21 protein-coding genes, 1 tRNA gene and 1 pseudogene are annotated in these 23,271 nt (G+C 60.1%); 11 read left to right on the top strand and 12 right to left on the bottom strand.

Annotation, left to right across the window (positions count from 1 at the left end; translation table 11 throughout):
• Positions 1-42 precede the first annotated feature (42 nt).
• Complete coding sequence (locus AAHA39_RS19285) at positions 43-942, top strand: LysR family transcriptional regulator (protein ID WP_104014138.1); 900 nt, start codon at positions 43-45, stop codon at positions 940-942.
• A 17-nt stretch (positions 943-959) separates the two neighbouring features.
• Here AAHA39_RS19285 and AAHA39_RS19280 read toward each other — a convergent pair whose 3' ends face one another.
• Positions 960-2,132, bottom strand: a complete 1,173-nt coding sequence (locus tag AAHA39_RS19280) for an MFS transporter (protein ID WP_042030068.1) — start codon at positions 2,130-2,132, stop codon at positions 960-962.
• Positions 2,133-2,318: 186 nt separating this feature from the next.
• Here AAHA39_RS19280 and AAHA39_RS19275 point away from each other — a divergent pair, with 186 nt between their 5' ends.
• On the top strand, positions 2,319-3,464 hold the full coding sequence (locus tag AAHA39_RS19275; RefSeq protein WP_320656646.1) for a MalY/PatB family protein: 1,146 nt from the start codon (positions 2,319-2,321) through the stop codon (positions 3,462-3,464).
• 60 nt (positions 3,465-3,524) lie between these two features.
• Entirely contained in the window at positions 3,525-4,823 is a 1,299-nt protein-coding gene (locus tag AAHA39_RS19270; protein WP_320656645.1) for a TAXI family TRAP transporter solute-binding subunit, read from the top strand.
• 73 nt (positions 4,824-4,896) lie between these two features.
• Here the strand turns inward: AAHA39_RS19270 and AAHA39_RS19265 are convergent, their stop codons facing one another.
• Positions 4,897-5,823, bottom strand: a complete 927-nt coding sequence (locus AAHA39_RS19265; protein ID WP_104014134.1) for a LysR family transcriptional regulator — start codon at positions 5,821-5,823, stop codon at positions 4,897-4,899.
• A gap of 172 nt (positions 5,824-5,995) precedes the next feature.
• Here AAHA39_RS19265 and AAHA39_RS19260 point away from each other — a divergent pair, with 172 nt between their 5' ends.
• The 4 genes from AAHA39_RS19260 (at position 5,996) to ygjK (ending at position 11,476) form a co-directional block, all read left to right on the top strand.
• A complete protein-coding gene (locus AAHA39_RS19260; protein ID WP_033115332.1) occupies positions 5,996-7,252 on the top strand; it encodes an adenylosuccinate synthetase in 1,257 nt (418 codons plus the stop codon).
• A 200-nt stretch (positions 7,253-7,452) separates the two neighbouring features.
• Positions 7,453-7,989 carry a YbhB/YbcL family Raf kinase inhibitor-like protein gene (locus AAHA39_RS19255; RefSeq protein ID WP_208737890.1) on the top strand — a complete coding sequence of 179 codons (537 nt, stop codon included), beginning with the start codon at positions 7,453-7,455 and terminating at the stop codon, positions 7,987-7,989.
• Between the two features lie 10 nt (positions 7,990-7,999).
• Positions 8,000-8,800, top strand: coding sequence for an AraC family transcriptional regulator (locus AAHA39_RS19250; protein WP_320656644.1), 801 nt, complete (start codon positions 8,000-8,002; stop codon positions 8,798-8,800).
• A gap of 195 nt (positions 8,801-8,995) precedes the next feature.
• Complete coding sequence (gene ygjK / locus AAHA39_RS19245) at positions 8,996-11,476, top strand: alpha-glucosidase (RefSeq protein WP_320656643.1); 2,481 nt, start codon at positions 8,996-8,998, stop codon at positions 11,474-11,476.
• 85 nt (positions 11,477-11,561) lie between these two features.
• Here ygjK and AAHA39_RS19240 read toward each other — a convergent pair whose 3' ends face one another.
• The 3 genes from AAHA39_RS19240 to AAHA39_RS19230 all read right to left on the bottom strand — a co-directional run bounded on the left by AAHA39_RS19240 (position 11,562) and on the right by AAHA39_RS19230 (position 13,673).
• Positions 11,562-12,113, bottom strand: coding sequence for a hemerythrin domain-containing protein (locus AAHA39_RS19240; protein ID WP_033115328.1), 552 nt, complete (start codon positions 12,111-12,113; stop codon positions 11,562-11,564).
• Between the two features lie 72 nt (positions 12,114-12,185).
• Positions 12,186-12,863 (bottom strand): uracil-DNA glycosylase, encoded by a 678-nt coding sequence (ung, locus tag AAHA39_RS19235; RefSeq protein WP_320656642.1) that lies wholly within the window; start codon positions 12,861-12,863, stop codon positions 12,186-12,188.
• Between the two features lie 69 nt (positions 12,864-12,932).
• Positions 12,933-13,673, bottom strand: coding sequence for a substrate-binding periplasmic protein (locus AAHA39_RS19230; RefSeq protein ID WP_320656641.1), 741 nt, complete (start codon positions 13,671-13,673; stop codon positions 12,933-12,935).
• 379 nt (positions 13,674-14,052) lie between these two features.
• Here AAHA39_RS19230 and grcA point away from each other — a divergent pair, with 379 nt between their 5' ends.
• On the top strand, positions 14,053-14,433 hold the full coding sequence (gene grcA, locus AAHA39_RS19225; RefSeq protein WP_033115325.1) for an autonomous glycyl radical cofactor GrcA: 381 nt from the start codon (positions 14,053-14,055) through the stop codon (positions 14,431-14,433).
• Between the two features lie 99 nt (positions 14,434-14,532).
• Here the strand turns inward: grcA and AAHA39_RS19220 are convergent, their stop codons facing one another.
• The 7 genes from AAHA39_RS19220 to hemA all read right to left on the bottom strand — a co-directional run bounded on the left by AAHA39_RS19220 (position 14,533) and on the right by hemA (position 21,589).
• A complete protein-coding gene (locus tag AAHA39_RS19220) occupies positions 14,533-15,813 on the bottom strand; it encodes a dicarboxylate/amino acid:cation symporter (RefSeq protein ID WP_139394168.1) in 1,281 nt (426 codons plus the stop codon).
• A gap of 348 nt (positions 15,814-16,161) precedes the next feature.
• Positions 16,162-17,016, bottom strand: a complete 855-nt coding sequence (gene kdsA / locus AAHA39_RS19215) for a 3-deoxy-8-phosphooctulonate synthase (protein WP_041210704.1) — start codon at positions 17,014-17,016, stop codon at positions 16,162-16,164.
• Between the two features lie 11 nt (positions 17,017-17,027).
• Complete coding sequence (locus AAHA39_RS19210; protein WP_033115322.1) at positions 17,028-17,828, bottom strand: SirB1 family protein; 801 nt, start codon at positions 17,826-17,828, stop codon at positions 17,028-17,030.
• Positions 17,829-17,840: 12 nt separating this feature from the next.
• A complete protein-coding gene (locus AAHA39_RS19205; protein WP_081849396.1) occupies positions 17,841-18,230 on the bottom strand; it encodes a SirB2 family protein in 390 nt (129 codons plus the stop codon).
• Positions 18,231-18,287: 57 nt separating this feature from the next.
• The gene (prmC, locus tag AAHA39_RS19200; protein ID WP_124241783.1) at positions 18,288-19,127 is read right to left on the bottom strand and encodes a peptide chain release factor N(5)-glutamine methyltransferase; all 840 of its coding nucleotides are present in this window, start codon (positions 19,125-19,127) and stop codon (positions 18,288-18,290) included.
• Positions 19,128-19,188: 61 nt separating this feature from the next.
• Positions 19,189-20,277 (bottom strand): peptide chain release factor 1, encoded by a 1,089-nt coding sequence (prfA, locus tag AAHA39_RS19195; RefSeq protein ID WP_033115320.1) that lies wholly within the window; start codon positions 20,275-20,277, stop codon positions 19,189-19,191.
• Between the two features lie 55 nt (positions 20,278-20,332).
• Positions 20,333-21,589, bottom strand: a complete 1,257-nt coding sequence (gene hemA, locus AAHA39_RS19190) for a glutamyl-tRNA reductase (RefSeq protein WP_042030053.1) — start codon at positions 21,587-21,589, stop codon at positions 20,333-20,335.
• 126 nt (positions 21,590-21,715) lie between these two features.
• On the opposite strand from hemA, the gene lolB reads away from it, so the two are divergent.
• The 3 genes and pseudogenes from lolB (at position 21,716) to AAHA39_RS19175 (ending at position 23,218) form a co-directional block, all read left to right on the top strand.
• On the top strand, positions 21,716-22,294 hold the full coding sequence (gene lolB, locus AAHA39_RS19185) for a lipoprotein insertase outer membrane protein LolB (RefSeq protein ID WP_071913145.1): 579 nt from the start codon (positions 21,716-21,718) through the stop codon (positions 22,292-22,294).
• Positions 22,294-23,164, top strand: a pseudogene (gene ispE / locus AAHA39_RS19180) (4-(cytidine 5'-diphospho)-2-C-methyl-D-erythritol kinase). Before lolB ends, ispE begins: the two are co-directional and overlap by 1 nt.
• Positions 23,144-23,218, top strand: a tRNA-Gln gene (locus AAHA39_RS19175). Before ispE ends, AAHA39_RS19175 begins: the two are co-directional and overlap by 21 nt.
• Positions 23,219-23,271 lie beyond the last annotated feature (53 nt).

Raw genomic sequence — 23,271 nt, 5'->3', positions numbered from 1 at the left:
CCTGCATCTCCCTGACTCCCCCCTCTCCAATCAGGTTGAACTATGTTTCGTCCCAAAAGCACGTTTGAGCAATGGCGGATCTTTCAGGCAGTGGTCGACTGTGGCGGCTACGCCCAGGCGGCCGAGGCGCTGAACAAGAGCCAGTCCTCCCTCAACCATGCGGTTGCGAAGTTGCAGCAGAGTCTGGGGGTGCCCCTGCTGGAGGTGCGTGGCCGCAAGGCGGTGCTGACCCCAGCGGGGGAGATCTTCCTCAAGCGGGCGCGCCAGTTGAGCCAGCAAGTGGAGGAGCTGGAGAATCTGGCCAATAACCTGGAACGGCAGTGGGAACCGCAGATCAACCTCTATGTCTCGGCCCTGCAGCCGAGGGAGCGCCTCTACCGTGCGCTGGCCCACTTCTACCCCCGCAGCCGTGGCTGCCGGGTCAATCTGCACGAGCGTATTCACTGCCATTTCAACGCGTTGCAGCCGGGGGATCTGATGCTCTCGGAACATCTGCCGGGGGATCGCACCGGGCTGGTGCTGGATGAGGTGTGCCTGCGCCCGCTCTGCGCCGCCAGCCACCCACTGGCCCAGCTGGAGGGGCCCATCAGCCTCGATGACCTCACCAGCCACAACCAGATCAGCCTTCATCCCCCCATTCACCGCTCGGTGGACTGGAACGACGCGGATGATACCGGCTGGAAGGCGACGCACTACCACGAGGTGATCAGCATGATCCTGCAGGGGCTCGGCTACGCCTGGTTGCCACGCCATCTGGTGGAAGCGGAGCTGGCCTCCGGCGCGCTGGTACAACTCGATCTGGAGAGCGGCAACGAACGCCACCTCTACACCTATCTGCTCACCCTCTCCCCCGAGTCACTTGGCCCCGCCACCGAGCTGCTGTTGCGCTGCCTGCGTAACGAGTATCAGGGCGAGCAGAGCCTCTCCGCACAGGGTAAATAAGCCGCTGCCCTTTTCTCCTAGACATTGGGCACCCGCCAGCAGGCGGCCAGCGCCACCATTGCCAGCACCAGTGCCACCATGAAGACACCGTGAAAGCTCCACACCTCCGCCACAATGCCGGCAATGGCCCCCGCCATGATGGAGCCGGTGCGGATGCTGTTCGAGAAGAGCGTGGTGGCAACCCCTGCCCGACCCGGCATCAAATCCTGAAAATAGGACATGCCGATCCCTGCAACGATACCGATGAAGATGGCGTTGAAGAGCTGCAGCGCGATCAGCGCATAGTGACTGGTGAAGCTCACCAGCCCGCCATAGAAGATGACGCCGGCCAGCACCGCCAGCAGCATCATGGGCCGCTTGCCAAACCGCGCCGTGTAGTAGCCCGCCAACAGCATGAAGGGGATCTCGAGGGCCGCAGCCGTCCCCATCAGCACCCCGGCCAGCTTCTCGTCCATTCCCAGCTCGCGGGTGATGTAGAGCGGCATATTGATGAGGTACATGCTGTTGCAGGTCCACATCAGGGTGGACGCGATAAACAGCGCCCGCACCGAAGGATCCCGCCAGCTACTGACCCGCTCGCTCTCCTCGGCCATCTTGGGCAGCGGCAGAGAGGGGAGCCAGCGCCAGACCACCAAGGTACAGAGCAGATAAGCAACTGCGGAGGCGAGATACATCACCTCGAAGCCGTAGCCGATGGCCAGCGCAAAGGCGATGGGTGGGCCGATCACCCAGGCCAGCGAGAACTGGGCACGCATCACCGAGCTGAACATGTCAGCCCGCTTGTTGCGGCTGTCGGAATACTCCCGCGCCAGCGCAAACAGCTGGGGGCTGGCCGTGGCCGCCAGACTGGCCAGCAAAACTCCCAGGCTCACCAGCAGCCAGTAGTTGCGGTTCCAGGCAAACAGCAGGGAGAGAGCGATGCCGGCAAAACAGCAGCGCAGGATGAGGCGCTTGCGATCCCCCCGGTTGTCGGAGCGATGGCCCAGCCACTGGCTGATCAGGATCCCGACCACGGCATTGATGGTGTAAAAGAAGCCCACCAGAAAGGGGCGCACCTGAACCTCTTGTGCAAGAAAGAGGCTCAAGGTTGGCACCTGAAGCGCCACCGCCACACCGGTCATGAAGGTGACAGCAAGAAAGGAGAGGGATACGGGATCGGGGCGTCTTGTTACCGCCGTCAGCAAGGCCATAGGATTACCATTCGTCGCGAAGCAGAAAATACGGAAGGTCAGCGCAGCAACCGCATGAAAAAACCGCACTTATCTTATGTCATTATCAAGAGTCGGCTCAAGGCTGCTCACCCCGGGGTTGTCGCTTGCGGGGCAGGCCGCGACCCCGTAGAGTGAAAGCCCATCTGGCCAGCACAAGGAGTTCGCATGTTTGATTTTGATCGGGAAGTTGACCGCAGTGGCACCATGAGTCTGAAGTGGGACAAGTACAAGGGCCAGGATGTGCTGCCCATGTGGGTTGCCGACACCGACTTTGTCTCTCCACCATCCGTGATCGAGGCGCTCACCCAACGGGTTGCTCACGGCATTTTCGGCTACTCTCGCCCCTCCCCCCGTCTGATCGAACTCATCATCGAACGGCTGGCCACCCGCTATGGCTGGGCCATCCAGCCGGAGTGGCTGGTCTTCCTGCCCGGCGTGGTACCAGGGCTCAACCTCGCCTGCAAGGCGTGGAGCCAGCATGGCCGCGGCATCATCACCCCCAAGCCGGTCTACTACCCCTTCCTGCAGGCGCCGGGCTTCAACGACCGTCCCCTGCTCACCGTTCCCATGGTGGAAGAGGCCGGTCGCTGGGTGCTGGATCTTGTGGAACTGGAGCGCCAGGCCCCCTCGGCCGACCTGCTGCTGCTCTGCAACCCCCACAACCCGGGCGGCACCGTCTTTACCCGCGAGGAGCTGCTGGCCATCGACGCCATCGCCGAGCGCCACAATCTGGTGATCTGCTCAGACGAGATCCACTGCGACCTGCTGCTGGACAAGTCTGCCCGCCACATCCCCTACGGCGCCATCAGCCAGGAGGCAGCCGAACGCTGTGCCGTGATGATGGCACCGAGCAAAACCTTCAACATCGCCGGCCTCTGCTGCTCCTTTGCCGTGGTGCCCAATGCCCGTCTGCGCTTCCGTTTGCAACAGGCGATGCGCGGCATCAGCGCCGACGTCAACCTGCTCGGCTTTGTGGCGGCTGAAGCGGCCTATGAGGGCGGCGAACAGTGGCTCTGCGAGCAACTCGACTATCTGGCGGCCAATCTGGCCCTGATCCAGCAGGCCATCGCCCGCTGGCCCGGTGTCGAGCTGGCCAGCCATCAGGCGACTTATCTGGCCTGGATCGATGTAAGCGCGCTCGGGCTGGACGATCCCGTCGCCTTCTTTGAACAGGCAGGGGTCGGTCTCTCACCGGGAGCCCAGTTTGGCAATGGCCAGTTTGTGCGCCTCAACTTCGGCTGCACCAAAGCGCGTCTGGTCGAGGCTCTGGCGCGGATGGAACGGGCTATCCTGAGCCACGGCAAACAGTAACAACTGACAGGACGGGCAGTGCCCGTCCCCTTTTCCTGCACCACCAGCCAGCGGTTAACTATGTACCCACGGATTTTACGTCACCTCCTGCTCTCACTCGGCATCCTGCTCCCCTTCGGCAGTCAGGCGCTGACCATCGGCACGGGCCCTCTCAATGGCGTCTACTACCCCACGGGAGGCGCCATCTGCCGGGTGCTCAATGTCGATCACGCCCTGCATGGCGACAGTTGTACGGTGCAGAGCACCCGCGGCTCTCTGGCCAATCTCAAGGCGCTGAACAAGGGCGAGGTGCAGCTGGCACTGGTGCAGTCCGACGTGCTCCACCACGCACTCCATGGCACCGGCCCCTTCAGCGGACAGGGAGCCAATCACAAGCTGCGCAGCCTGTTTCGCCTCTATCAGGAGTCGCTGACCCTGCTGGCCAGTGCCAACAGCAATATCACCACCTTGGCCGATATCGAGGGCAAGCGGGTCTACCCGGGCAATGCCGGGGCCGGCGACATGGTGACCAGTCAGGCCCTGATGGGCGCCATGGGGTGGCATCCCAAGCAGTTTGCCGCCTACAAGCTCAAATCACCGCAAACCCCGCTGGAGGGACTCTGTGACGGCACTCTGGACGCAGCCTTCGTGGTGGTGGGCCACCCGAGCCAGGCGATCGGCGATCTGATTAGCCGCTGCCAGGTACGCCTCATCCCTATCGAAGGGGACCAGATCGACAAACTGCTTAAGCAGCATCCCTACTACCAGCGCAGCCAGATCGCCGCCAACCTCTATCCGGGACAGCTCACTGCCATCAACAATATCGGGATGAGCGCCGAGCTGGTGGCGCTGGCCAGCCTGCCGGATCCCATCGTTCGCACTGTGCGCGACACCCTGCTGGCGCGGGTCAGGCAGTTCAGCCGCCTCCACCCGGCCCTGAGTACCGTGACGCCGGAACAGCTGCAGGCGCAGACCGAGCTGCCGCTGCACCCGGGCATGTCGGATGACGTGCCCGAACCGCTGCCGCTCGCCCCCGAGCAGCTGACAGAGGGGGAAGCGCCCTCTGCAGCCACCAGTGCAGCCATCTCGACAGGGGTCGCCTCTGACGTGGCTTCCGGTGCTGTCTCCAGCGCTGAACCGACCACCAGCAGCGCGGCGGTCGCGACGCAGCCAGCCTCCGAGCCACAACCGACCCAGCTCGAACCTGCCACTTCCGCAGCGGCACCTGCGGCTGCCCCCTCTGACGCGGTACCGACAAGCGAGGAAGTGGCGGCACCAGCCATTCAAGCCAGTGCAGCAGCAGAGACCATGCCAGCAACCGAGCCTGTAGCAGCCAGCAGCAGCGCCGTTGCCACCAGCAGCGCTGCCGCGACGCAATAAAGCGACGCCGCGCTGGTATATCAAACAAACAGAGCAGCCTTGGCTGCTCTGTTTGTTTATCTCGGTTTCTTCCCTATCTCTGCTCGGGCTGTTTATCAGCCCCTGCCAGATAGGGGTTGGGTTTGTGGATCTCCTCCTCCACCCAGACAAGCAGTTGCTTGATGGCGCGCGACAGCACCTGATTCTGGCGCACCACATAACCCAGGCTGGTGCCCGGGAAATCGGTCAGGCTTGCAACCGGCGCGGTCAGGTTGAGGCGAGGATGCAGGGAGAAGTCCGGCACGATGGCGACGCCAAACCCGGCCTCGGCCCAGTCCAGCTGGGCATCCACGCTGCCCACCTCCATGATGCGGCAAGGGGGGAGCGCCAGCAGCGGCAAGGAGGGATCAATAAGGGCCCGGGTGCGGGTGTCATGACCAAGCAGGATCAGGGTCGGCTCATCGAGGGGATCGCTCTCCCCCGCTCTGGCCCGAGCCTGCCAACGGGCGAGACCGTGGCCCAGCGCGCACCATGTCACCTGCTGCAGTTCGGTGTAGAAGAGCGGTTCACTGCGCTTTTGAGCCATCACAAACCCCAGATCCGCCTTGCCGCTTTTGACCAGCTCCGCCGCCTGATCCGAGGTGGTGTTGAAGAGGGTGAGGTCGATGCCGGGAAACTCCCGCTTGAAGCGCTGAAACGGCTGAATGAGCAACAGGCGCGAGATGATGTCGCTGGCGGCGATGGCCAGCGTCCCCTGACTCAACTGGTTGAGGGCATTGAGATCGGATTGGCAAAGCTGGAGTTCGGCGATGGCCCGCTCGGCGCTTTGCAACAGCCGCTCGCCAGCCTGAGTCAGACGAAAAGGGCTGCGCTCGATAAGCCGCACCCGGGTCGCCTGTTCCAACCGCTTGATATGCAGACTCACGTTGGGCTGGGTCATGTGCAGTTCGGTGGCGGTCTGGCCAAAGTGCTGCAACCGGGCCAGGGTGACGAAGGTTTGCAGCCAGTGGATGTCCAGCATAAGACTCCCTCAACTCACTGTTCATTGGGCTCTGCGCGGCAATCTTGCGGCCACATGCCGATAAATTGGCCATCATTATATGGTTTTATTATCGGAACTATAAAGATAATTAATTTTTCTAATCCGCAGCAGGCTCCTAGGATGAACGCCTAACGTCTTAGGAGAAAGAGTCATGTCGTCTATCGTAGTCGTAGGTGCCAACTGGGGTGATGAAGGCAAAGGCCGCATCGTGGATTATCTGGCAGGCCAAGCTGGCGCCAGCATTCGCTTCCAGGGCGGCAACAACGCCGGCCATACTGTCGTCAACGACCTTGGCACCTTCAAGCTGCACCAGGTTCCGAGCGGTGTCTTCAACCCGAACTGCCTGGTCGTGCTGGGCCCGGGCATGGTGATCAGCCCCGAGAAGCTCACTGTCGAACTCGACGAAGTGAAAGCCTCCGGTGTCGTTCCCAAGCTGGCCATCTCTGACCGCGCTACCCTCTGCCTGCCGCTGCACGCCATGGAAGACACCCTGGAAGAGCAGCGTCTGGGTGACGGTGCCTACGGTTCCACCCGTCAGGGCATTGCGCCGGCCTACGGCGATCGCGTCATGAAGAAAGCGATCCTGGTTGGCTGGCTGAAGCAGCCGGAAGTACTGGTCGAGCGCATTCAATTCTTCCTCGACTGGAAACTGCCGCAACTTAAAGCGCTCTATCCGACCTTCGAATTCAACCAGACTGCCCAGGAGATGGCTGACTGGCTGCTGGAAGTGTCCGCTCCCTGGATCGACTCTGTCTGCAACGTCAGCATGCCGCTCAAAGAGCTGCAGGCCGAAGGCAAGACCCTGCTGTTCGAAGCTCAGCTGGGCGCCGGCCGTGACCTGATCTACGGCGAGTACCCCTGGGTAACCTCCTCCCACGTATCCGGTGCCTACGCCGGCATCGGTGGCGGTCTGCCGGGCCTGCGTCCCGAGCGCGTCATCGCTGTTGCCAAGGCATTCAGCACCTCCGTCGGTACCGGCACCCTGCTGACCGCCATGGAAAACCAGGACGAATTCCGCAAGATCGCCAACGAATTCGGCGCCACCACAGGTCGTCCCCGTGACGTCGGCTACTTCGATGCCGTTGCCACCAAGAACGGTGTCGAGCTGCAGGCTGCGACCGAAGTCGCCCTGACCAAGCTGGACTGCCTGACCGGTCTGCCGGATCTGAAGATCTGCGTGGCCTACGAAGGTGCCCACACTGAAAACCCGATTTGGCCGCAAACCGCTGCCCTGAAGCCGGTTTACGAGCAGATGGAAAGCTGGAGCGAAGACATCACCGGCTGCCGCACCTTCGAAGAGCTGCCCAAAGCGGCCCAGCAGTACGTACTGCGTATCGAAGAGCTGCTGGGCGTACCGGTTCCGATGGTCTCCGTCGGCCCGGGCCGTGACGAGATGATCCTGCGTTAAGCCGCGCGATCAGCTGCCAGCACTGTGAAAAACCGGCATCCATGATGCCGGTTTTTTTATGGCTGCGATTTACCCTCTCACCATAAAACAACTAAAGGGCTCAATTAACTCACTAATCGACAGCACATTGAGTTGTTCTGCAACAGCATCCTGCGCCACCCTCGCTAAAGTGAACCCGTTACCACACGAGGAGTCACCCGATGAAATTGCTCAAACACAGTGCCCTGTTGCCACTACTCTGCCTGACGGCCATGCCAGCCTTTGCCATGACCCTGAAAAGCAGCGATATCCACGAAGGTCAGCTGATGGACAAAGCCTTCAGCTTCAACGGCTTTGGCTGCAGCGGCGACAACCGTTCACCCCAACTGAGCTGGCAGGATCTGCCGGCCGGCACCAACAGCGTTGCCATCACAGCCTATGACCCCGATGCCCCCACCGGCAGCGGCTGGTGGCACTGGCTGGTGGTGAACCTGCCGGCTACCCAGAGCGAGCTCGCCAGCGATGCCTCCGGCAAGCTCAAGCAGGGACTGGAGCTTAAGACCGACTTCGGCAGCCAGGGCTACGGCGGCCCCTGCCCGCCCGCTGGCCACGGCATGCATCGCTATCAGTTCACCGCCTGGGCCCTGCCCCAGAATCTGGAGGTAAAAGCAGACACCCCGCCAGCCATGGTAGGCTACATGCTCAACAGCATGGCCCTCGGCAAAGCCACCCTGACCGCCACTTTCGTCACCCCCTAGGAGCAACCGGATGAGCACGCCTCTGCTGCAACAGCACCACTATCTCGGGATCCGCCAGCAGCCGCTGCACCGGGTGCTCATCTATGCGCCGACCATCATCTGGGTCAAACAGGGCAGGAAGCTGCTCTGGTGGCAGGAGCGACGTCTCTCGTTTGGCAAGGAGAGCTGGCTGCTGATCCCGGCGGGTCACCAGCTCACCTTCGTCAACCAGCCGGAGCAGGAGAAGTTTCGCTCCCATGCCCTTACCCTGCTGACGCCGCCACCCACCGAGTGGCTGCCCGATACGCCCTCCGCCACTCAGGCGATGGCAAATCCCGCGATAAAGGTGACGGCAAACCTCGCCTACTGCTTCGAGATGGTCTGTACCATGACTGAGCGGGGGCTGAGTGAGGCGACCCAGACCGAGCTGCTGCGGGCCTTCTATGCGGAGTTGAGGGCTGCTGGCGCTCTTCATCTGCTCTTTCCCGCCAGCACCATGACCCTCGGCGAGCGGCTGGCCCGTTACCTTGGCGTTGAGCCCGGTGCCGATCACACGCTGGAAACTGTTGCCCCTCACTTCTCGATGAGCCGCGCCTCGCTGGTTCGCAAACTGACAGCCGAAGGGCGCACCTTCCGTCACCTGCTGGCTCAGGTACGGATGAGCCATGCACTCACTCTGTTGCAACAATCACTCTCCCTGCAAGAGGTAGCCATCGCCTGCGGTTATGACTCCCTCAGCCGCTTTGCAGCACGCTTCAAACAGGAGTTCGGCCTGACCCCTTACCAATACCTGCAAACCTGCCCTGCCGTACGACTCGGTAACACAAAGTAAAATATTACTAAATAAACCCATTGTGTAACCTGATGTAACCAGGTGATCGTGCTCACATTGCCACCTCTTCAGAATGTGATCTCGCGCCAACGCTCCCTTTTCCCTTGCCATACAATGGCTACCGAAAACCTTTTCACTAAAAATAAGCGTAAAAAACCTTCCTCTTAACCTACATAAACGGAATTGGAGCGAGAAATGTTTCGTAAAACTTTACTCTCGGTAGCCCTCGGCACCGCCCTGTTCGGACTGACTGCCTGCAACGATAACCAGACAGAGAGCAGCACCGTCGCCAAACCGGAGCAGGCCATCCATTACAAGGACGTGATCGACCGCCGGGGAACACCGACCCAATTCCGCGACTTTGACAGCTACTCCAACCTCAAATACAACCCGCTGCTCGATCTGGGCGCCTGGCACGGCTTCCTGCTGCCAGCCAGCGACAAGGAGTGGGGTGGATTCACCGGCCCCATGGTCATCTCGGAGGAGTACAGCCTCTTCTTCGCAAGCGAGCTGGACAAGCTCACCCTGAGCAATGCGAGCGGTCGGGCTTTCCCGCTCACCAGCGCCAGCAAGCAGGAGGTGTACGCCATTCCCGGTGCGTTGGTACAACGCTTCGAGTTCGAGCCCTTCACACTGGAGCTGGAGCTGCGCTACGGCGATGCCCGCACCGCACTGATCCGCACTCGCCTGCAAAACCACACCGATGCCCCACTCACCCTCAACCTCAACTGGCAGGGGGAGCTACTCAACCAGTGGGATGCCAAGAAGACGATCGCCGAGCAGTATCCTGACTGGACCCGCACCATCAGCCAGAACGAGCAGGGGGTCGAGTTCCAGTTCGGCAAGCTGCGCAGTACCTGGAACATCATGCAGAGCGGCAGTGCTCGCTACCGCATCGAACGTACCCTGCCAAGCCGCACCACCATCGACGAAAAGGCACTGGGCTACCAAAGCGAAGCCACCATACAGCTGGCGGCCAAGGGGAGTGAGGATATCTATACCCTGCAGAGTTACCTCCACTCCACTGAGGATGCCAACCGCCACCAGCAGAGCCGTCAGGCCTTGCTGGCCGACCCGGCGACCTACTTCGCCGACTCCATCCGCCGCTGGGAAGGCTATCTTGCCAGGGGCCTCTCCAATCAGGGGATCCCGGAATCGGAACGACGCATCGCGGTCAAGGCGATGGAGACCCTCAACGGCAACTGGCGCTCGCCGGCTGGCGCCATCCTGCACGACGGGGTGACCCCTTCCAATACCGCTCGCTGGTTCGACGGCGTCTGGGCTTGGGACAGCTGGAAGCACGCCTACGCCATGGCTCACTTCAACCCGGAAGTAGCCAAAAACAACGTTCGCGCCATGTATGACTATCAGGTGCAGCCGGATGATCCGGTTCGCCCGCAGGATGCCGGCATGGTGATCGACGCCGTCTTCTACAACAAGCAATCGGATCGCGGTGGCGATGGCGGCAACTGGAACGAGCGCGACACCAAGCCGCCCCTCTCCGCATGGGCCATCTGGGAGATCTATAGCGCCACCAAAGACAAGGCATTCATTGCCGAGATGTATCCCAAGCTGCAGGCCTACCACGACTGGTGGTACCGCGCACGTGACAACAACCGCAACGGCATCATCGAATATGGCGCCACCAAGCACGTCGAACATAACGACGAGTACGGCAATATCACCTTCAAGGTGCAGTATGCCAACGGCGTGCCAGGGGGCATCTCACTCTCAGGTTGCAGTAACGAGGGAGATAACTGGTATGGCTGCACCGGCATGGCGCTCTACCAGCAGGTATTGAGTGTTGGCGGCTACAGCGATATGGATATCGGCGCTCAGCATGGCGCCGGCTGGGAGTCCGGTATGGACAACGCCGCCCGCTTCGGCTTTATCGAGCCGGATCAGCTCAAGCGATATGCCGACAAGACCTATGGCGGCGATATCGCCAAGGCACGCAAGGACTGGAACGTATTCTTCTTTGAAAACCATCAGGACAATGGCGATCTTATCGGCTTCTCCATCGATCAGGAGTCGGTAGAGCTCAACGCCTTCCTCGCCAAGGAGAAACGCATTCTGGCAGATATGGCCGACCTGCTCGGCAAGCCGGGCGATGCGATCCGCTACCGCGATGGCGCGACCCAGCTGGCTGGTTACATCAACAGTTGCATGTTCGATGAGGCGTCAGGCTTCTATTACGATCGCCAGATTGCTCAGGGGGATGTGGCTGACGGCAACGGCTGCGTCGGCAAATTGCTGACCGCCCGCGGCCGTGGCCCCGAGGGGTGGAGCCCGCTCTGGGCCGAAGTCGCCGACCAGGAAAAAGCAGCACGAGTGCGCGAAGTGATGCTTAATTCTCAGGAATTCAATACCAAGGTACCGCTCGGCACGGCAGCGCTGACCAACCCGGCCTACGACCCCAACATCTACTGGCGCGGCCGGGTCTGGCTGGATCAGTTCTACTTCGGGGTGAAGGGGCTGGAGAACTACGGTTATCGCAGCGATGCCCAGATGCTGGTCAACAAGCTGTTTGCCAACGCCGAAGGGCTGGCTGGCAGCGGCCCCATCCGCGAGAACTACAACCCGGAGAGCGGTGCTATGCAGGGAGCCAGCAACTTCAGCTGGAGTTCGGCCCACCTCTATATGCTCTATCGCAACTTTCTCAAGCCGCAGGAGTAAAGCTGCGCATATGCAAAAGGCCTCCATAGGGAGGCCTTTCTTATGCTTGGCTGACAGGCGACATTGCTGGCCGCAAGAGTTTCTGTCAGTGAGTGGTAAGCGGCAGAGAGAGGCGTTTGGCCAGTGCCTGGAAGTTCTGGCTCACTTCGGCCCCGAACAGGGGGTCACCGATGGCACGGTTTTGCCAGTTTTGCTCCAGATGACGCCAGTCATCCTCGGTCAGAGAATCGCGCAGATGGGGGAAGATGATTCCCTCCTCGTAATTCATGTGCGCCTCCTGCAGCTCTACAAAACGCTCCAGCTTGGCGGTGAACTGGTCGAGCGGGATCACTGCATCCATCAGGATCATCTCCACCATCTCCTTGAGCTCGCCACCTGCCTCCAGCAGCTTGACGTGCTCCTCCTGCAACCGGTTGGCAACCTCCCCCTCTACCACCCGGTATTTCAGGTAGTAGTCATAGATAAGATCTTCCTTGGGATGGTGGTACTTGTCAGAAACCTCCCGCAGATAGTCGATGACATCGCGCACCAGAAAATAGCTGATGGGCTGCTCGGCGTGAATGGCTGCCAGCTTCTGCTTGAGCAGCTCCAGCAGTCGGGCGATGTTGAGGTGATCCTTGTGCAGACTCGATAACATGGGCACTCCTTGGCGCTGAAATAAGATGTTATTTTCCTGAGTATACGGTCATTTGTCGCCCGAACTTTGCACTCAATCAAGTGTGCGGCAGACAGATTGCCACTCTATGGGACTCTTGCCCTGCTGCTCCAGCAGCTGGTTGGTTTGCGAAAAATGACCGCAACCGATGAAACCGCGATGGGCGGAAAGTGGGCTGGGATGGGGGGCCGTCAGCACATGGTGGCGCTGCCGGTCGATAAAACGCCCCTTCTTCTGGGCATGAGAACCCCACAACAGGAACACCACCCCGTTGCAGCTGGCATTGATCTGCTCGATAACCCTGTCGGTAAAGGTCTCCCACCCCAGATGGGCATGAGAGTGAGCCTGACCGGCCTGCACCGTCAGCACGGTATTGAGCAACAATACCCCCTGCTTGGCCCAGGATTCGAGGAAACCGTGGTTGGGTGTGACGAAACCTGGCAGGTCTCGCTGCATCTCTTTATAGATGTTGACCAGAGAGGGGGGCGTGCGCACGCCGGGCAGGACGGAGAAGCAGAGACCATGCGCCTGATTGGGGCCGTGGTAGGGATCCTGCCCCAGGATGACGACCTTGATCTGATCCAGCTCGGTCAGTTTGAAGGCATTGAACACATCGGCCGCAGGGGGATAGATCACCTTGCCCGCTTCCCGCTCTGCCCTGACAGTCGCCAGCGTACTCTTGAAATAGTCCTGCTCTTTTTCAGAGCCAATCACATCACTCCAGGTCAGCACCCCGAACTCCTCACTTGATACGGCGAAGGAGTCAGGATAGGGGCGCCGCCCGCAAGACGCAACCGTGACTCACACTTTCCAGAGCCTGGCGAGCCGCCCGGAGCGCTCCAGTTTGTGCAGACCCGCATTGAACAGCAGCATCAGACGACGCGCATCGGGATCCGCCTTGCGCATCAGCAGATAACCGGGTTGAGACCAGATAGGGTCGGGCGAGCTGGTCAACGACAGCGCCCCCAGATGGCGGGATTGCATCTGCAGGAAGAGGGCCTTGGCCACCTGCTCATCCATTACCAGATAGCGAATACGGCCAGAGACGAGCTTCTCAAGGCTCTCCTGATCAGAATCAGACCACTCAAGAGCCAATTCGGATTGACGGGCGGCAAAACCATCTCCGTAAAAATAGCCGCGGGTCACCCCCACCGGCTCGTGCTTGATCTCCCCGAGATTGACGACCGGCGAACCGGACAAGGTAAAAAGACGGGTCGTGAACTGGCCAAGGGATGCGGAGAGATAGAAGCTCTGTTCACGTTCGCGGGAACGAAACCAGGGCATGGTCACAACATAATCCCCGGCAAGAGTGAGCTTGTAGGCTTCAGCCCAGGGGTAAAAGTGAAAGCTGACATCAAGCCCCTCGGCGGCAAAGGCTTCGCGCACCACCTGACAGAGGAACCCCTGCTCGGGCAGAGACTCGCTGATATAGGGCGGCCACTCGCCCACGGCAATCCGGACTGTTTCGGCCCGCACCATTCCAGCCACAACCAGGCAACAGGCCACTATCAGCCAGCGCCATTTTTGCCACCCACTCTTCACCCGTGACTCTCCTCTTTATTTTCCATCAAGTGTAGTTCTCTCGAGTCACCCTTCCCTGATACGCACCACAAACACCATAAGGTGTAGTTAAATTACTAGATTTAAAAGATAAAAGATGCATAATTTGGATATCTTACAAAATCAGAAAAATGACCTATTTTTGATTCAACTCAAGAATTTAATCCCATTGAAATGGCGATTTGTTGATTTTTATTGATCTAGATCAATTTTGGTAATATTACCACCGTGGTATATATGACCCCAACAAAGTAAAGGTGTAAGGCAAGGGCCCTTTAAGTCGTCGATATCCTCGGTAGCTTAAATACATCAGGGTAATTTCCTTACAGTTGGATTCGCGTTCCCATTGAGGAGTCATACCATGATCAAAGGCATTCAAATCACCCAGGCCGCCAACACCGCTCTGCTGAACTCTTTCTGGCTGCTGGACGAAGAGAAGCAACAGGCTCGCTGCATCTGTGTCAAAGGCGATGCCTTTGCTGCCGATCAGGAAGTTCAACTTGCTGATCTGGGTCAGTTCGAATACCGCGAGCTGCCTGTTCAAGCTGAACCTGCCGTTGAAGGTGGCCAGCACCTGAACGTCAACGTGCTGCGTCGCGAAACTCTGGAAGATGCCATCGCCAACCCGGAGAAGTACCCGCAGCTGACCATCCGCGTTTCCGGCTATGCAGTGCGTTTCAACGCCCTGACCCCGGAACAGCAGCGTGACGTTGTTACCCGTACCTTCACCCAGAGCCTGTAATTCCAGCTCTGTCATGAAGTGATGACATCCATGGATGTCACTAAAAAACGGCCCGAGGGCCGTTTTTTTATTGCGTTGCATTCAGTCTGACAAGCTCCGTTACACCTTTTCGGTTTCCAGAACCCCGCCCTTGCGGCCCAGCACGCCTTCCATCTTCTTCACATCCAGCTGCTTGCAATATTTTGCCACCACCACGGTCGCAACCCCGTTGCCAATCAGGTTGGTCAGCGCCCGCGCTTCCGACATGAAGCGGTCAATCCCCAGGATCAGCGCCAGACCGGCCAGCGGCAGGTGGCCAACCGCGGAGATGGTCGCTGCCAGCACAATGAAGCCACTCCCGGTGACCCCGGCCGCCCCTTTCGAGGAGATAAGCAGCACCACCAGCAGCGTGATCTGATGGAACAGATCGAGCGGGGTGTTGGTCGCTTGGGCGATGAAGATGGCAGCCATGGTCAGATAGATGGAGGTGCCATCCAGGTTGAAGGAGTAACCGGTCGGAATAACCAGCCCTACTACCGATTTCTGGCAACCCAGCTTCTCCATCTTGTCCAGCATGCGCGGCAGAGCCGACTCGGAGGAGGAGGTGCCCAGCACGATAAGCAGCTCCTCGCGGATGTAAGAGATGAAACGCAGGATGCTGAAACCGGAGGCTTTGGCGATGCTGCCCAGCACGATAAAGATGAAGAAGAGGCAAGTGAGATAGAAGCAGGCGATAAGCTGGCCCAGTTGCACCAGAGAACCCACCCCGTATTTGCCGATGGTAAACGCCATGGCACCGAATGCCCCTACCGGCGCCAGCTTCATGATCATGTTGATGATGCCGAAGATGACGGTGGAGAAGCTCTCGATGACCCCGAAAATAATTTTCCCCTTCTCGCCGATATGGTGCAGGGAGAAGCCAAACAGCACGGCAAAGAGCAGCACCTGCAGGATGTTGCCGCTGGCAAAGGCACCGATCACGCTACCCGGAATGATGTCGAGCAGGAATGGAATGATCCCCTGTGACTTGGCCTGCTCGGCATAGACGGCGATGGCGCTGGCATCCAGTGCGGCCGGATCAACGTTCATGCCGGCCCCCGGCTGCAGCAGGTTCACCACGCACAACCCGATGATCAGGGCGATGGTGCTGACCACCTCGAAATAGACGAGGGCGATGGCACCGGTCTTGCCAACGGCCTTCATGCTCTCCATACCGGCAATCCCTGTTACCACGGTACAGAAGATGACGGGGGCGATAATCATCTTGATCAGTTTGACGAAACCATCGCCAAGGGGTTTCATGTCGGCCCCCAATTGGGGATAGAGGTGGCCAAGACATACCCCGAGGGTTATGGCGAGCAATACCTGAAAATAGAGGCTGCCCATAATCTTTTTACTCATGCTGCTTCATCCCTTCCGTTGTCGGTGTGTTGTTCTGTTTTATTGGTATGCAGCCCCGATGCATCAGACAAAAGCAACCCGCAGGAGACGTAACGAATCCTGGATCGGCTGATGCCGCGCTCTGGTGACTGTAGCGCCATCATCTCATGTTAAAAAATGGAGTTAAGCGACACCGATCACGCAACATTAGTAACCATTTATAAATATTTATTCACTGATTATTAATTGATGGGTGGCACGCAATGAGGGGGAAGCAGTCTGACATGAGGGGAAAACAGCGGGGATTGAACCAATGACAAGGCCCCGCATGCGGGGCCTTGTCAGTCTTAACCAGCGTTATGGAGCCAATCAGACAGAGGTATCTAGCGGCTCGAAGCCCTTGACCAGATCGTCGATCGCTTTCATCTGCTTGAGGAAGCCTTCCAGCTTGTCGAGCGGCAGCGCGCTCGGGCCATCGCAGCGGGCAATTTTCGGATCCGGGTGGGATTCGATAAAGAGACCGGCCAGACCAACCGCCATACCGGCACGCGCCAGCTCGGTGACCTGCTCGCGGCGACCGCCGGACGCAGCACCCAGCGGGTCGCGGCACTGCAGGGAGTGAGTCACGTCGAAGATAACCGGATAGCCACCGGTGCTCTTCTTCATGACGCCCAGACCCAGCATGTCTACCACCAGGTTGTCATAACCGAAGTTGACGCCGCGCTCGCACAGGATCAGGCGATCGTTGCCGCACTCCTCGAACTTGTCGGTGATGTTCTTCATCTGGCTTGGGCTCAGGAACTGCGGCTTCTTGATGTTGATAACGTTGCCGGTACGGGCCATCGCCTCTACCAGATCGGTCTGGCGCGCCAGGAAGGCGGGCAGCTGGATAACGTCAACCACCTCGGCGACCGGCTTGGCCTGATGGGGCTCGTGCAGATCGGAGATCACCGGCATGCCGAAAGTCGCTTTCAGCTCCTGGAAAATCTTCATCCCCTCTTCCAGACCCGGTCCACGATAGGAGTGGATGGAGGAGCGGTTCGCCTTGTCCCAGCTCGCCTTGAAGACAAACGGGATGCCCAGCTTGCTGGTCACTTCCACGTACTTCTCGCACACCGCCATCGCCATGTCGCGAGACTCGAGCACATTCATGCCGCCAAACAGCACGAACGGTTTGTCATTGGCAACGTTGATCTCGTTGATCTTGATATTCTTCTGTTCCATCTAAGACATCCTTAATGGAGGGGCTTGGGGGTCAAATCCAGCGCAGCCAGCTGCACTTTCAGCACGTCGGCGACCGGATCGTCCGGGCATTGTTCAATAAAGTATTCAAAGTCGTCGGCAGCCTGACGGGGACAATCGAGCTGCTCGTAGATAAAGCCGCGATCCCGCGTCTCCAGCGGATCGCCCGGCTTCATCCGCAGCAATAACTCGCTGCAGCGTAGCGCCTCGGACATGCGGTCTTCCCGCAGCAGGGCGCCCTTGCTGACATTGAGCAGCCGCTCGATGATCTCCCACTGGCCAGAGGGCTGCAGGTAATCCGGGGTCAGGGTGGCCAGATCGCCGAGCGCACCGCGCAGCAGCAGTTCGATACGGGCCAGGCTCAGCTCATCGCCGGTGAAGGGATCGACATAAACCTCCCCCTCGCCGCCGGCAAAGCTCACCAGGAAGTGGCCCGGGAAGCAGATCCCCTCTACATCGAGCCCGAGCTTGCGTCCCAGCTGGATGATGAGGATGCCGAGACTGACCGGGATCCCCTTGCGCTGCAGCAATACCTGATTGATGTCACAGTTGTCGGCCGAGAAGTAATCCTGCCAGTCGCCGTAAAACCCGAGGCTCTGATAGAAACCGCGCAGCAGTTGCTGGCGCACCTCGTCGCAGGTGCCCTCTTCGATCTGCTCGTCCAGCCACTCGTCCAGCAGCTGCAGCTCGCGGATCCCCTGCTCGGCCGAGCCATAGATTTCGTCGCTGACCGCCAGAGCCAGCTCGGTCAGCTCATGGGCTTCAAAATCGGTCCATTCGTCTATACGTAACATGCTCTTCATGCCTTAACCGAACAAACTCGCCTGTTTGAGCACTGCCAACTTGGCAATAAAGTAGATCCAGCCGAGCGCCCCCAGAAAAGAGCACCAGCGCACCAGATTGCTTTTGGCCAGCCGCAACGCCATCGCCGCCAGAAAGACCAATACCAGGATCCCCGTCAGCTTCTCGCTGAGCCAGGGAATGCCGTTATTGAGCGGGTTGAGACCCAGCACCACGCAGAGCAGTATGCCGGAGAGCACCACCAGTCCGTTGAGCAGACCGCTGGTTTTCAGCACGGGTGCGCTGAACGCCCGGCCAGAGCCGGCCTGAACCCAGTAAAAACGCAGCATAAACATCAGCACGGCCCCGCCAATCAGGGTGAGATGCAGATGCTTGAGCACAAGATAACTATTCAATATCAATCCTCGATGCAGAGGCCGCGCCCCTGCCCGTCAAACCGGTAGTTAAGAGATTCAGCAGGCCGGGCACATGCCCAGAGTGACCCGCTCGTTCTCCCCGTAATCGCGCACCGTGGTTACGCTGCGATAGCCGAGATCCTGCAACAGCTGGCGAACCGCCATCCCCTGATCCCAGCCATGTTCCAGCAGCAGCCACCCTTCGCTGTGCAGATGGGCCGGGGCATGGGTCGCGATATGGCGGATATCCGCCAGCCCCGCGTCGTCCGCCACCAGCGCCGAGCGCGGTTCAAAGCGTACATCACCCTGCTCGAGATGGGGATCGGCGCCATCAATATAGGGGGGATTGGAGACAATCACCGCAAAGCGGGGTGCCTGCTCATCGAGCGGGGCAAACCAGCTGCCGTCACGCACCTCGATGGGCAACCCCAGCGCCGCGCTGTTCTCGCGTGCCAGTGCGGCAGCGTCCGCCATGCGATCCACCGCCCACACATCGAGCTCGGGTCGCTCGGACTTGATGGCCAGCGCGATGGCGCCGGTGCCGGTACCGAGATCCAGCACGGCGCAGGGCCCTTGCGGGATCTTCGCCAGTGCCTGCTCCACCAGCACCTCGGTATCGGGGCGCGGGATCAGGGTCGCCGGGCTTACTTTCAGCGGCAGCGACCAGAACTCCCGCTCACCAACGAGATGAGCGATGGGCTCGCCGTTGAGACGACGGGCCAGCCACGTCTGCAGGGTGGCCTGCTGGGCGGCATCCAGCTCGCGCTCGGGCCAGGTCATCAGATAGCTGCGCCGGCAGTCGAGCAGATGACAGAGCAGCACATCGGCATCGGCGCGAGGGGACTCCCCCTCAGCCAGTACGGTCATGATATGGGCACGAGCCTGCTGGATCTGCATCAGTGCCGTCCCACCTTAATCAGGCAGTTCTGAATGCGAGCTTGCCGGTTCCGCATTTGCATCAATTGCTCTCGGCCAGCGAGGCGAGCTGGTCGGCCTGATACTCCTGCACCAGCGGGGTGATAACGCAGTCCAGATCCCCTTCCAAAATTTCGGAGAGGCGGTACAGGGTCAGGTTAATACGGTGCTCGGAGAGACGGCCCTGCGGATAGTTGTAGGTCCGGATGCGCTCGGAACGATCACCGGAGCCCACCAGATTGCGGCGGGTGCTCTGCTCGGCGGCGCGATGGCGCTCATCCTCAGCCGCCTGCAGGCGGGCAGAGAGTACCGACATCGCCTTGGCGCGGTTCTTGTGCTGGGAGCGCTCGTCCTGACACTCCACCACCAGACCGGTCGGCAGGTGGGTGATGCGGATGGCCGAGTCAGTCTTGTTGACGTGCTGACCACCGGCACCGGAGGCGCGGAAGGTGTCGATCTTCAGATCGGAGGGGTTGATCTCGATCTGCTCGGCTTCCGGCACTTCCGGCAGCACTGCGACGGTACAGGCGGAGGTGTGCACCCGACCCTGAGATTCGGTCTCCGGCACCCGCTGTACCCGGTGACCACCGGATTCAAACTTGAGACGGCCATAGACACGCTCGCCGTCGATCTTGGCGATGACCTCCTTGTAACCGCCATATTCCCCGTCGTTGCAGCTGACGATGGAGACGCGCCAGCCCTGACGCTCGGCAAAGCGGGAGTACATGCGGAACAGGTCGCCCGCGAAGATGGCCGCTTCATCACCGCCGGCCCCGGCCCGGATCTCCAGATAGCAGTTGTTGTCATCCTTGGGATCCTTGGGCAGCAGCATCACTTGCAGCTCCTGCTCCAGCGCCTCCAGATTGGCCTTGGCGAGCGGCAGCTCCTCCTGCGCCATCTCGCGCAGGTCGGCATCATCCTCTTCCAGCATCATCTGGGTCGTCTCCAGATCATCCTGCGCCTGACGGAAACGCTGGAAGGCGTGAACGATATCTTCCAGCTGGGCATATTCGCGGGTCAGGGCGCGATAGCGCTCCTGATCCGAGACCACGTCGGGCTCGCCGAGCATGGCCTGAACTTCTTCGTGGCGCTCGATGAGGCCTTCCAGCTTTCTGATTAGTGACGGATTCATAACTCTTGCAATCTCAAATGGAGGACGGGACCACCAGCATGGTAGCCCCGAAAAATTACTCTTGTGACAACCCCAGTGCCTGCCGCAGACGGGACAGCGCACTCTCGTCGCCCTGGGAGGCCGCTTGGCGCAGGGCCTGGGTCGGCGCATGGATCAACTTGTTGGTGAGGCGATGGGCCATCGCCTTGAGCGCCTGCTCGGCACTCTCGCCCTGGGCCAGTGCCAACAGGGCACGTTGCAACTCTTCGTCAGCGACCTGCTGGGACTGCTGACGGTAGTCGCGAATGAGATCAACCGAGCTCTGGCCGCGATACCAGCCCATGAACTCGTCGCGCTCCTCCTGCACGATTACCTCGGCTTGTGCCGCGGCCCGTTTGCGGGTCTCCAGGTTCTGCTCGATGATCCCCTGCAGATCGTCCACCGTGTAGAGGTAGGCGTCGGAGAGCTCATCCACTTCCGCCTCGATGTCGCGCGGTACGGCGATATCGACCAGAAACATCGGCTTGAAGCGGCGGGCCTTGAGGGCCCGCTCCACCATCCCCTTGCCGATGATGGGCAACGGGCTTGCGGTCGAGCTGATGACGATATCCGCCTCGTGCAGATAATCGGGGATCTCTTCGAGCGTCATCACCTGGGCGCCAAATTCGGCAGCCAGGGTCTGGGCCCGTTGCAGCGTCCGGTTGGCCACCATCATCTGGGTCACGTTCTGTTCGCGCAGATGGCGGGCCACCAGCTCGATGGTTTCGCCAGCACCGACCAGCAATACCTTGGTCTGGGAGAGATCGGCAAAGATACGGCGGCCAAGGCTGACAGCAGCAAAAGCCACCGATACGGCGCTCGCGCCAATCTCGGTATCAGTACGCACCCGTTTGGCCACCGAGAAGGATTTCTGGAACAGCCGCTCCAGCGCCCCCTTCACCGACTCCGCCTGCTGGGCATGGGCGTAGGATTGCTTGATCTGGCCGAGGATCTGCGGCTCTCCCAGCACCAGCGAGTCGAGCCCGCACGCCACCCGCATCAGGTGGCGCACCGCCTCTTCGTCATGGTGCTGGTAGATGGCGCTGACCAGTTCGGCCGCATCCAGCCCGTGGAACTGCTGCAGCCAGCGCAGCACCTCGCCCTGCTGTTCACCGGCCAGATTGCAGTAAAGCTCGGTCCGGTTGCAGGTGGAGACGATCACCGCCTCGTTGATGCCGGGTTGGTTCACCAGCTCACGCAAGGCGCGATCGATGCAGTCCGGGCCAAAGGCGACCCGCTCCCGCAAGGCGACACTGGCGGTGTTGTGGTTGATTCCGAGGGCAAGCAAACTCATGAGTGGGCGACGATCATTTCATACGCTGGGTGCAAAGGCTGCCAATTGTACGAGAAAGGGTAAGTCTTTAAAAGCAATACGGCCGCCCCGTATACTGTGGCAAATTCCTCTCTCTGGAGCCTTCTCTTGCTGCTACGTATTTTTACCCTCGCCTGCCTGCTGATCCTTGGCGGTTGTGCCACCACCCAGCCCCAGCGGGCCCAGGTCAACTGGGATCAGGAACGAACCCGCCTCGAACAGCTCACCCAGTGGGAGCTTTCCGGCAAGATGGCCATCATCACCCCCCAGCAAAAGGGCAGCGCCCGCCTCAACTGGCAGCAGGATGGCGATGATTATCGGCTCAACCTCACCAGCCTGATCGGCACCAGCATTCTCGAGCTCTCCCGCAGCAAGGGCGAAATCACCCTGATCGACAGCGAGGGCAAGCGTCACCAGAGCCAGGATGCCGAAGGGCTTATCTATCAGCTCACCGGCTGGAACATTCCGGTCGCCGGTCTGCCGGAGTGGATCAAGGGGCTACCGGGCGAGGCCGACTTCGAGCTCAACCCCGACAGCAGTCTGGCCCGCGTCCGCGATGGCCAGTGGCAGATCGTCTATGGCGACTACCGGGATCAGGATGGCTACCGCCTGCCCCACCAGCTGACCATGACCGGTCAGGGCAGCCGCCTCAAGCTTCAGATCAACCAATGGACTCTTGCACGCTAATGGCTTCCATACGCTGGCCAGCACCGGCCAAACTCAACCTGTTCCTGCACGTCAATGGCCGTCGTCCGGATGGCTACCACGAGCTGCAAACCCTGTTCATCTTCCTCAACCACGGTGACTGGCTCGAATTCGAGGTGATTCCAGATAGCGACACCCTCACCCTGAGCCCGGCCATTCCCGGCGTACCTGATGAACAGAACCTCATCATCCGTGCCGCCCGCCTGCTGCAGGCAAAGCTGCCGAGCCCGCAGGGAGCCCATATCCGGCTGGAGAAGGTGCTGCCCATGGGTGGCGGCATCGGCGGCGGCTCGTCCGATGCGGCCACCACGCTGGTGGCGCTTAACCACCTCTGGCAGGCTGGTCTTGACGAAGATGAACTGGCAGCGCTTGGCGTGCAGCTGGGGGCCGATGTGCCGGTCTTTGTCCGTGGCCGGGCGGCCTTTGCCGAGGGGGTGGGCGAGCGGCTGCAACCGGTCGAATTGCCCGAGTCATGGTATCTGGTGCTCAAGCCGGATTGCCATGTGGCAACCGCTGTCGTGTTCCAGGATCCGGACCTGCCCAGGGCCACTCCGAAGATGGCTTTGCACAACCTGATGGAGGGGGAGTGGAAAAACGATTGCGAAGCACTCGTGAAAAAGCGCCACCCCGAGGTTGCCAATGCGCTCGGCTGGTTGCTAGAATACGCGCCGTCAAGAATGACGGGCACAGGAGCCTGCGTCTTTGCTCAGTTTGAAGACGAAGTGACTGCTCGGGAAGTGTTGGCCAGAGTGCCGAAGGGGCTGGATGGGTTTGTCGCCAAGGGCGAGAACATATCACCACTCCTCGCTACTTTGCAACAATTCAAATGATTGGGGTATCGCCAAGCGGTAAGGCAGCGGGTTTTGATCTCGCCATCCCTAGGTTCGAATCCTAGTACCCCAGCCAATTTGATCTGATGGCAGTGACGCGGGCGATGTCGTGCTCGCCCACGTCGCAGG

Source organism: Aeromonas sp. SE22 (genome assembly GCF_038739755.1).
GTDB lineage: Bacteria > Pseudomonadota > Gammaproteobacteria > Enterobacterales > Aeromonadaceae > Aeromonas > Aeromonas jandaei.
This window is presented reverse-complemented; position numbering and strand designations above follow the sequence as displayed.

Excerpts from the sequence above, each read along its gene's own strand:
- AAHA39_RS19285 (WP_104014138.1), top strand. The coding sequence starts at position 43 with ATGTTTCGTCCCAAAAGCACGTTTGAGCAATGGCGGATCTTTCAGGCA.
- AAHA39_RS19280 (WP_042030068.1), bottom strand. The coding sequence starts at position 2,132 with ATGGCCTTGCTGACGGCGGTAACAAGACGCCCCGATCCCGTATCCCTC.
- AAHA39_RS19275 (WP_320656646.1), top strand. The coding sequence starts at position 2,319 with ATGTTTGATTTTGATCGGGAAGTTGACCGCAGTGGCACCATGAGTCTG.
- AAHA39_RS19270 (WP_320656645.1), top strand. The coding sequence starts at position 3,525 with ATGTACCCACGGATTTTACGTCACCTCCTGCTCTCACTCGGCATCCTG.
- AAHA39_RS19265 (WP_104014134.1), bottom strand. The coding sequence starts at position 5,823 with ATGCTGGACATCCACTGGCTGCAAACCTTCGTCACCCTGGCCCGGTTG.
- AAHA39_RS19260 (WP_033115332.1), top strand. The coding sequence starts at position 5,996 with ATGTCGTCTATCGTAGTCGTAGGTGCCAACTGGGGTGATGAAGGCAAA.
- AAHA39_RS19255 (WP_208737890.1), top strand. The coding sequence starts at position 7,453 with ATGAAATTGCTCAAACACAGTGCCCTGTTGCCACTACTCTGCCTGACG.
- AAHA39_RS19250 (WP_320656644.1), top strand. The coding sequence starts at position 8,000 with ATGAGCACGCCTCTGCTGCAACAGCACCACTATCTCGGGATCCGCCAG.
- ygjK (WP_320656643.1), top strand. The coding sequence starts at position 8,996 with ATGTTTCGTAAAACTTTACTCTCGGTAGCCCTCGGCACCGCCCTGTTC.
- AAHA39_RS19240 (WP_033115328.1), bottom strand. The coding sequence starts at position 12,113 with ATGTTATCGAGTCTGCACAAGGATCACCTCAACATCGCCCGACTGCTG.
- grcA (WP_033115325.1), top strand. The coding sequence starts at position 14,053 with ATGATCAAAGGCATTCAAATCACCCAGGCCGCCAACACCGCTCTGCTG.
- AAHA39_RS19220 (WP_139394168.1), bottom strand. The coding sequence starts at position 15,813 with ATGAGTAAAAAGATTATGGGCAGCCTCTATTTTCAGGTATTGCTCGCC.
- kdsA (WP_041210704.1), bottom strand. The coding sequence starts at position 17,016 with ATGGAACAGAAGAATATCAAGATCAACGAGATCAACGTTGCCAATGAC.
- AAHA39_RS19210 (WP_033115322.1), bottom strand. The coding sequence starts at position 17,828 with ATGTTACGTATAGACGAATGGACCGATTTTGAAGCCCATGAGCTGACC.
- prmC (WP_124241783.1), bottom strand. The coding sequence starts at position 19,127 with ATGCAGATCCAGCAGGCTCGTGCCCATATCATGACCGTACTGGCTGAG.
- prfA (WP_033115320.1), bottom strand. The coding sequence starts at position 20,277 with ATGAATCCGTCACTAATCAGAAAGCTGGAAGGCCTCATCGAGCGCCAC.
- hemA (WP_042030053.1), bottom strand. The coding sequence starts at position 21,589 with ATGAGTTTGCTTGCCCTCGGAATCAACCACAACACCGCCAGTGTCGCC.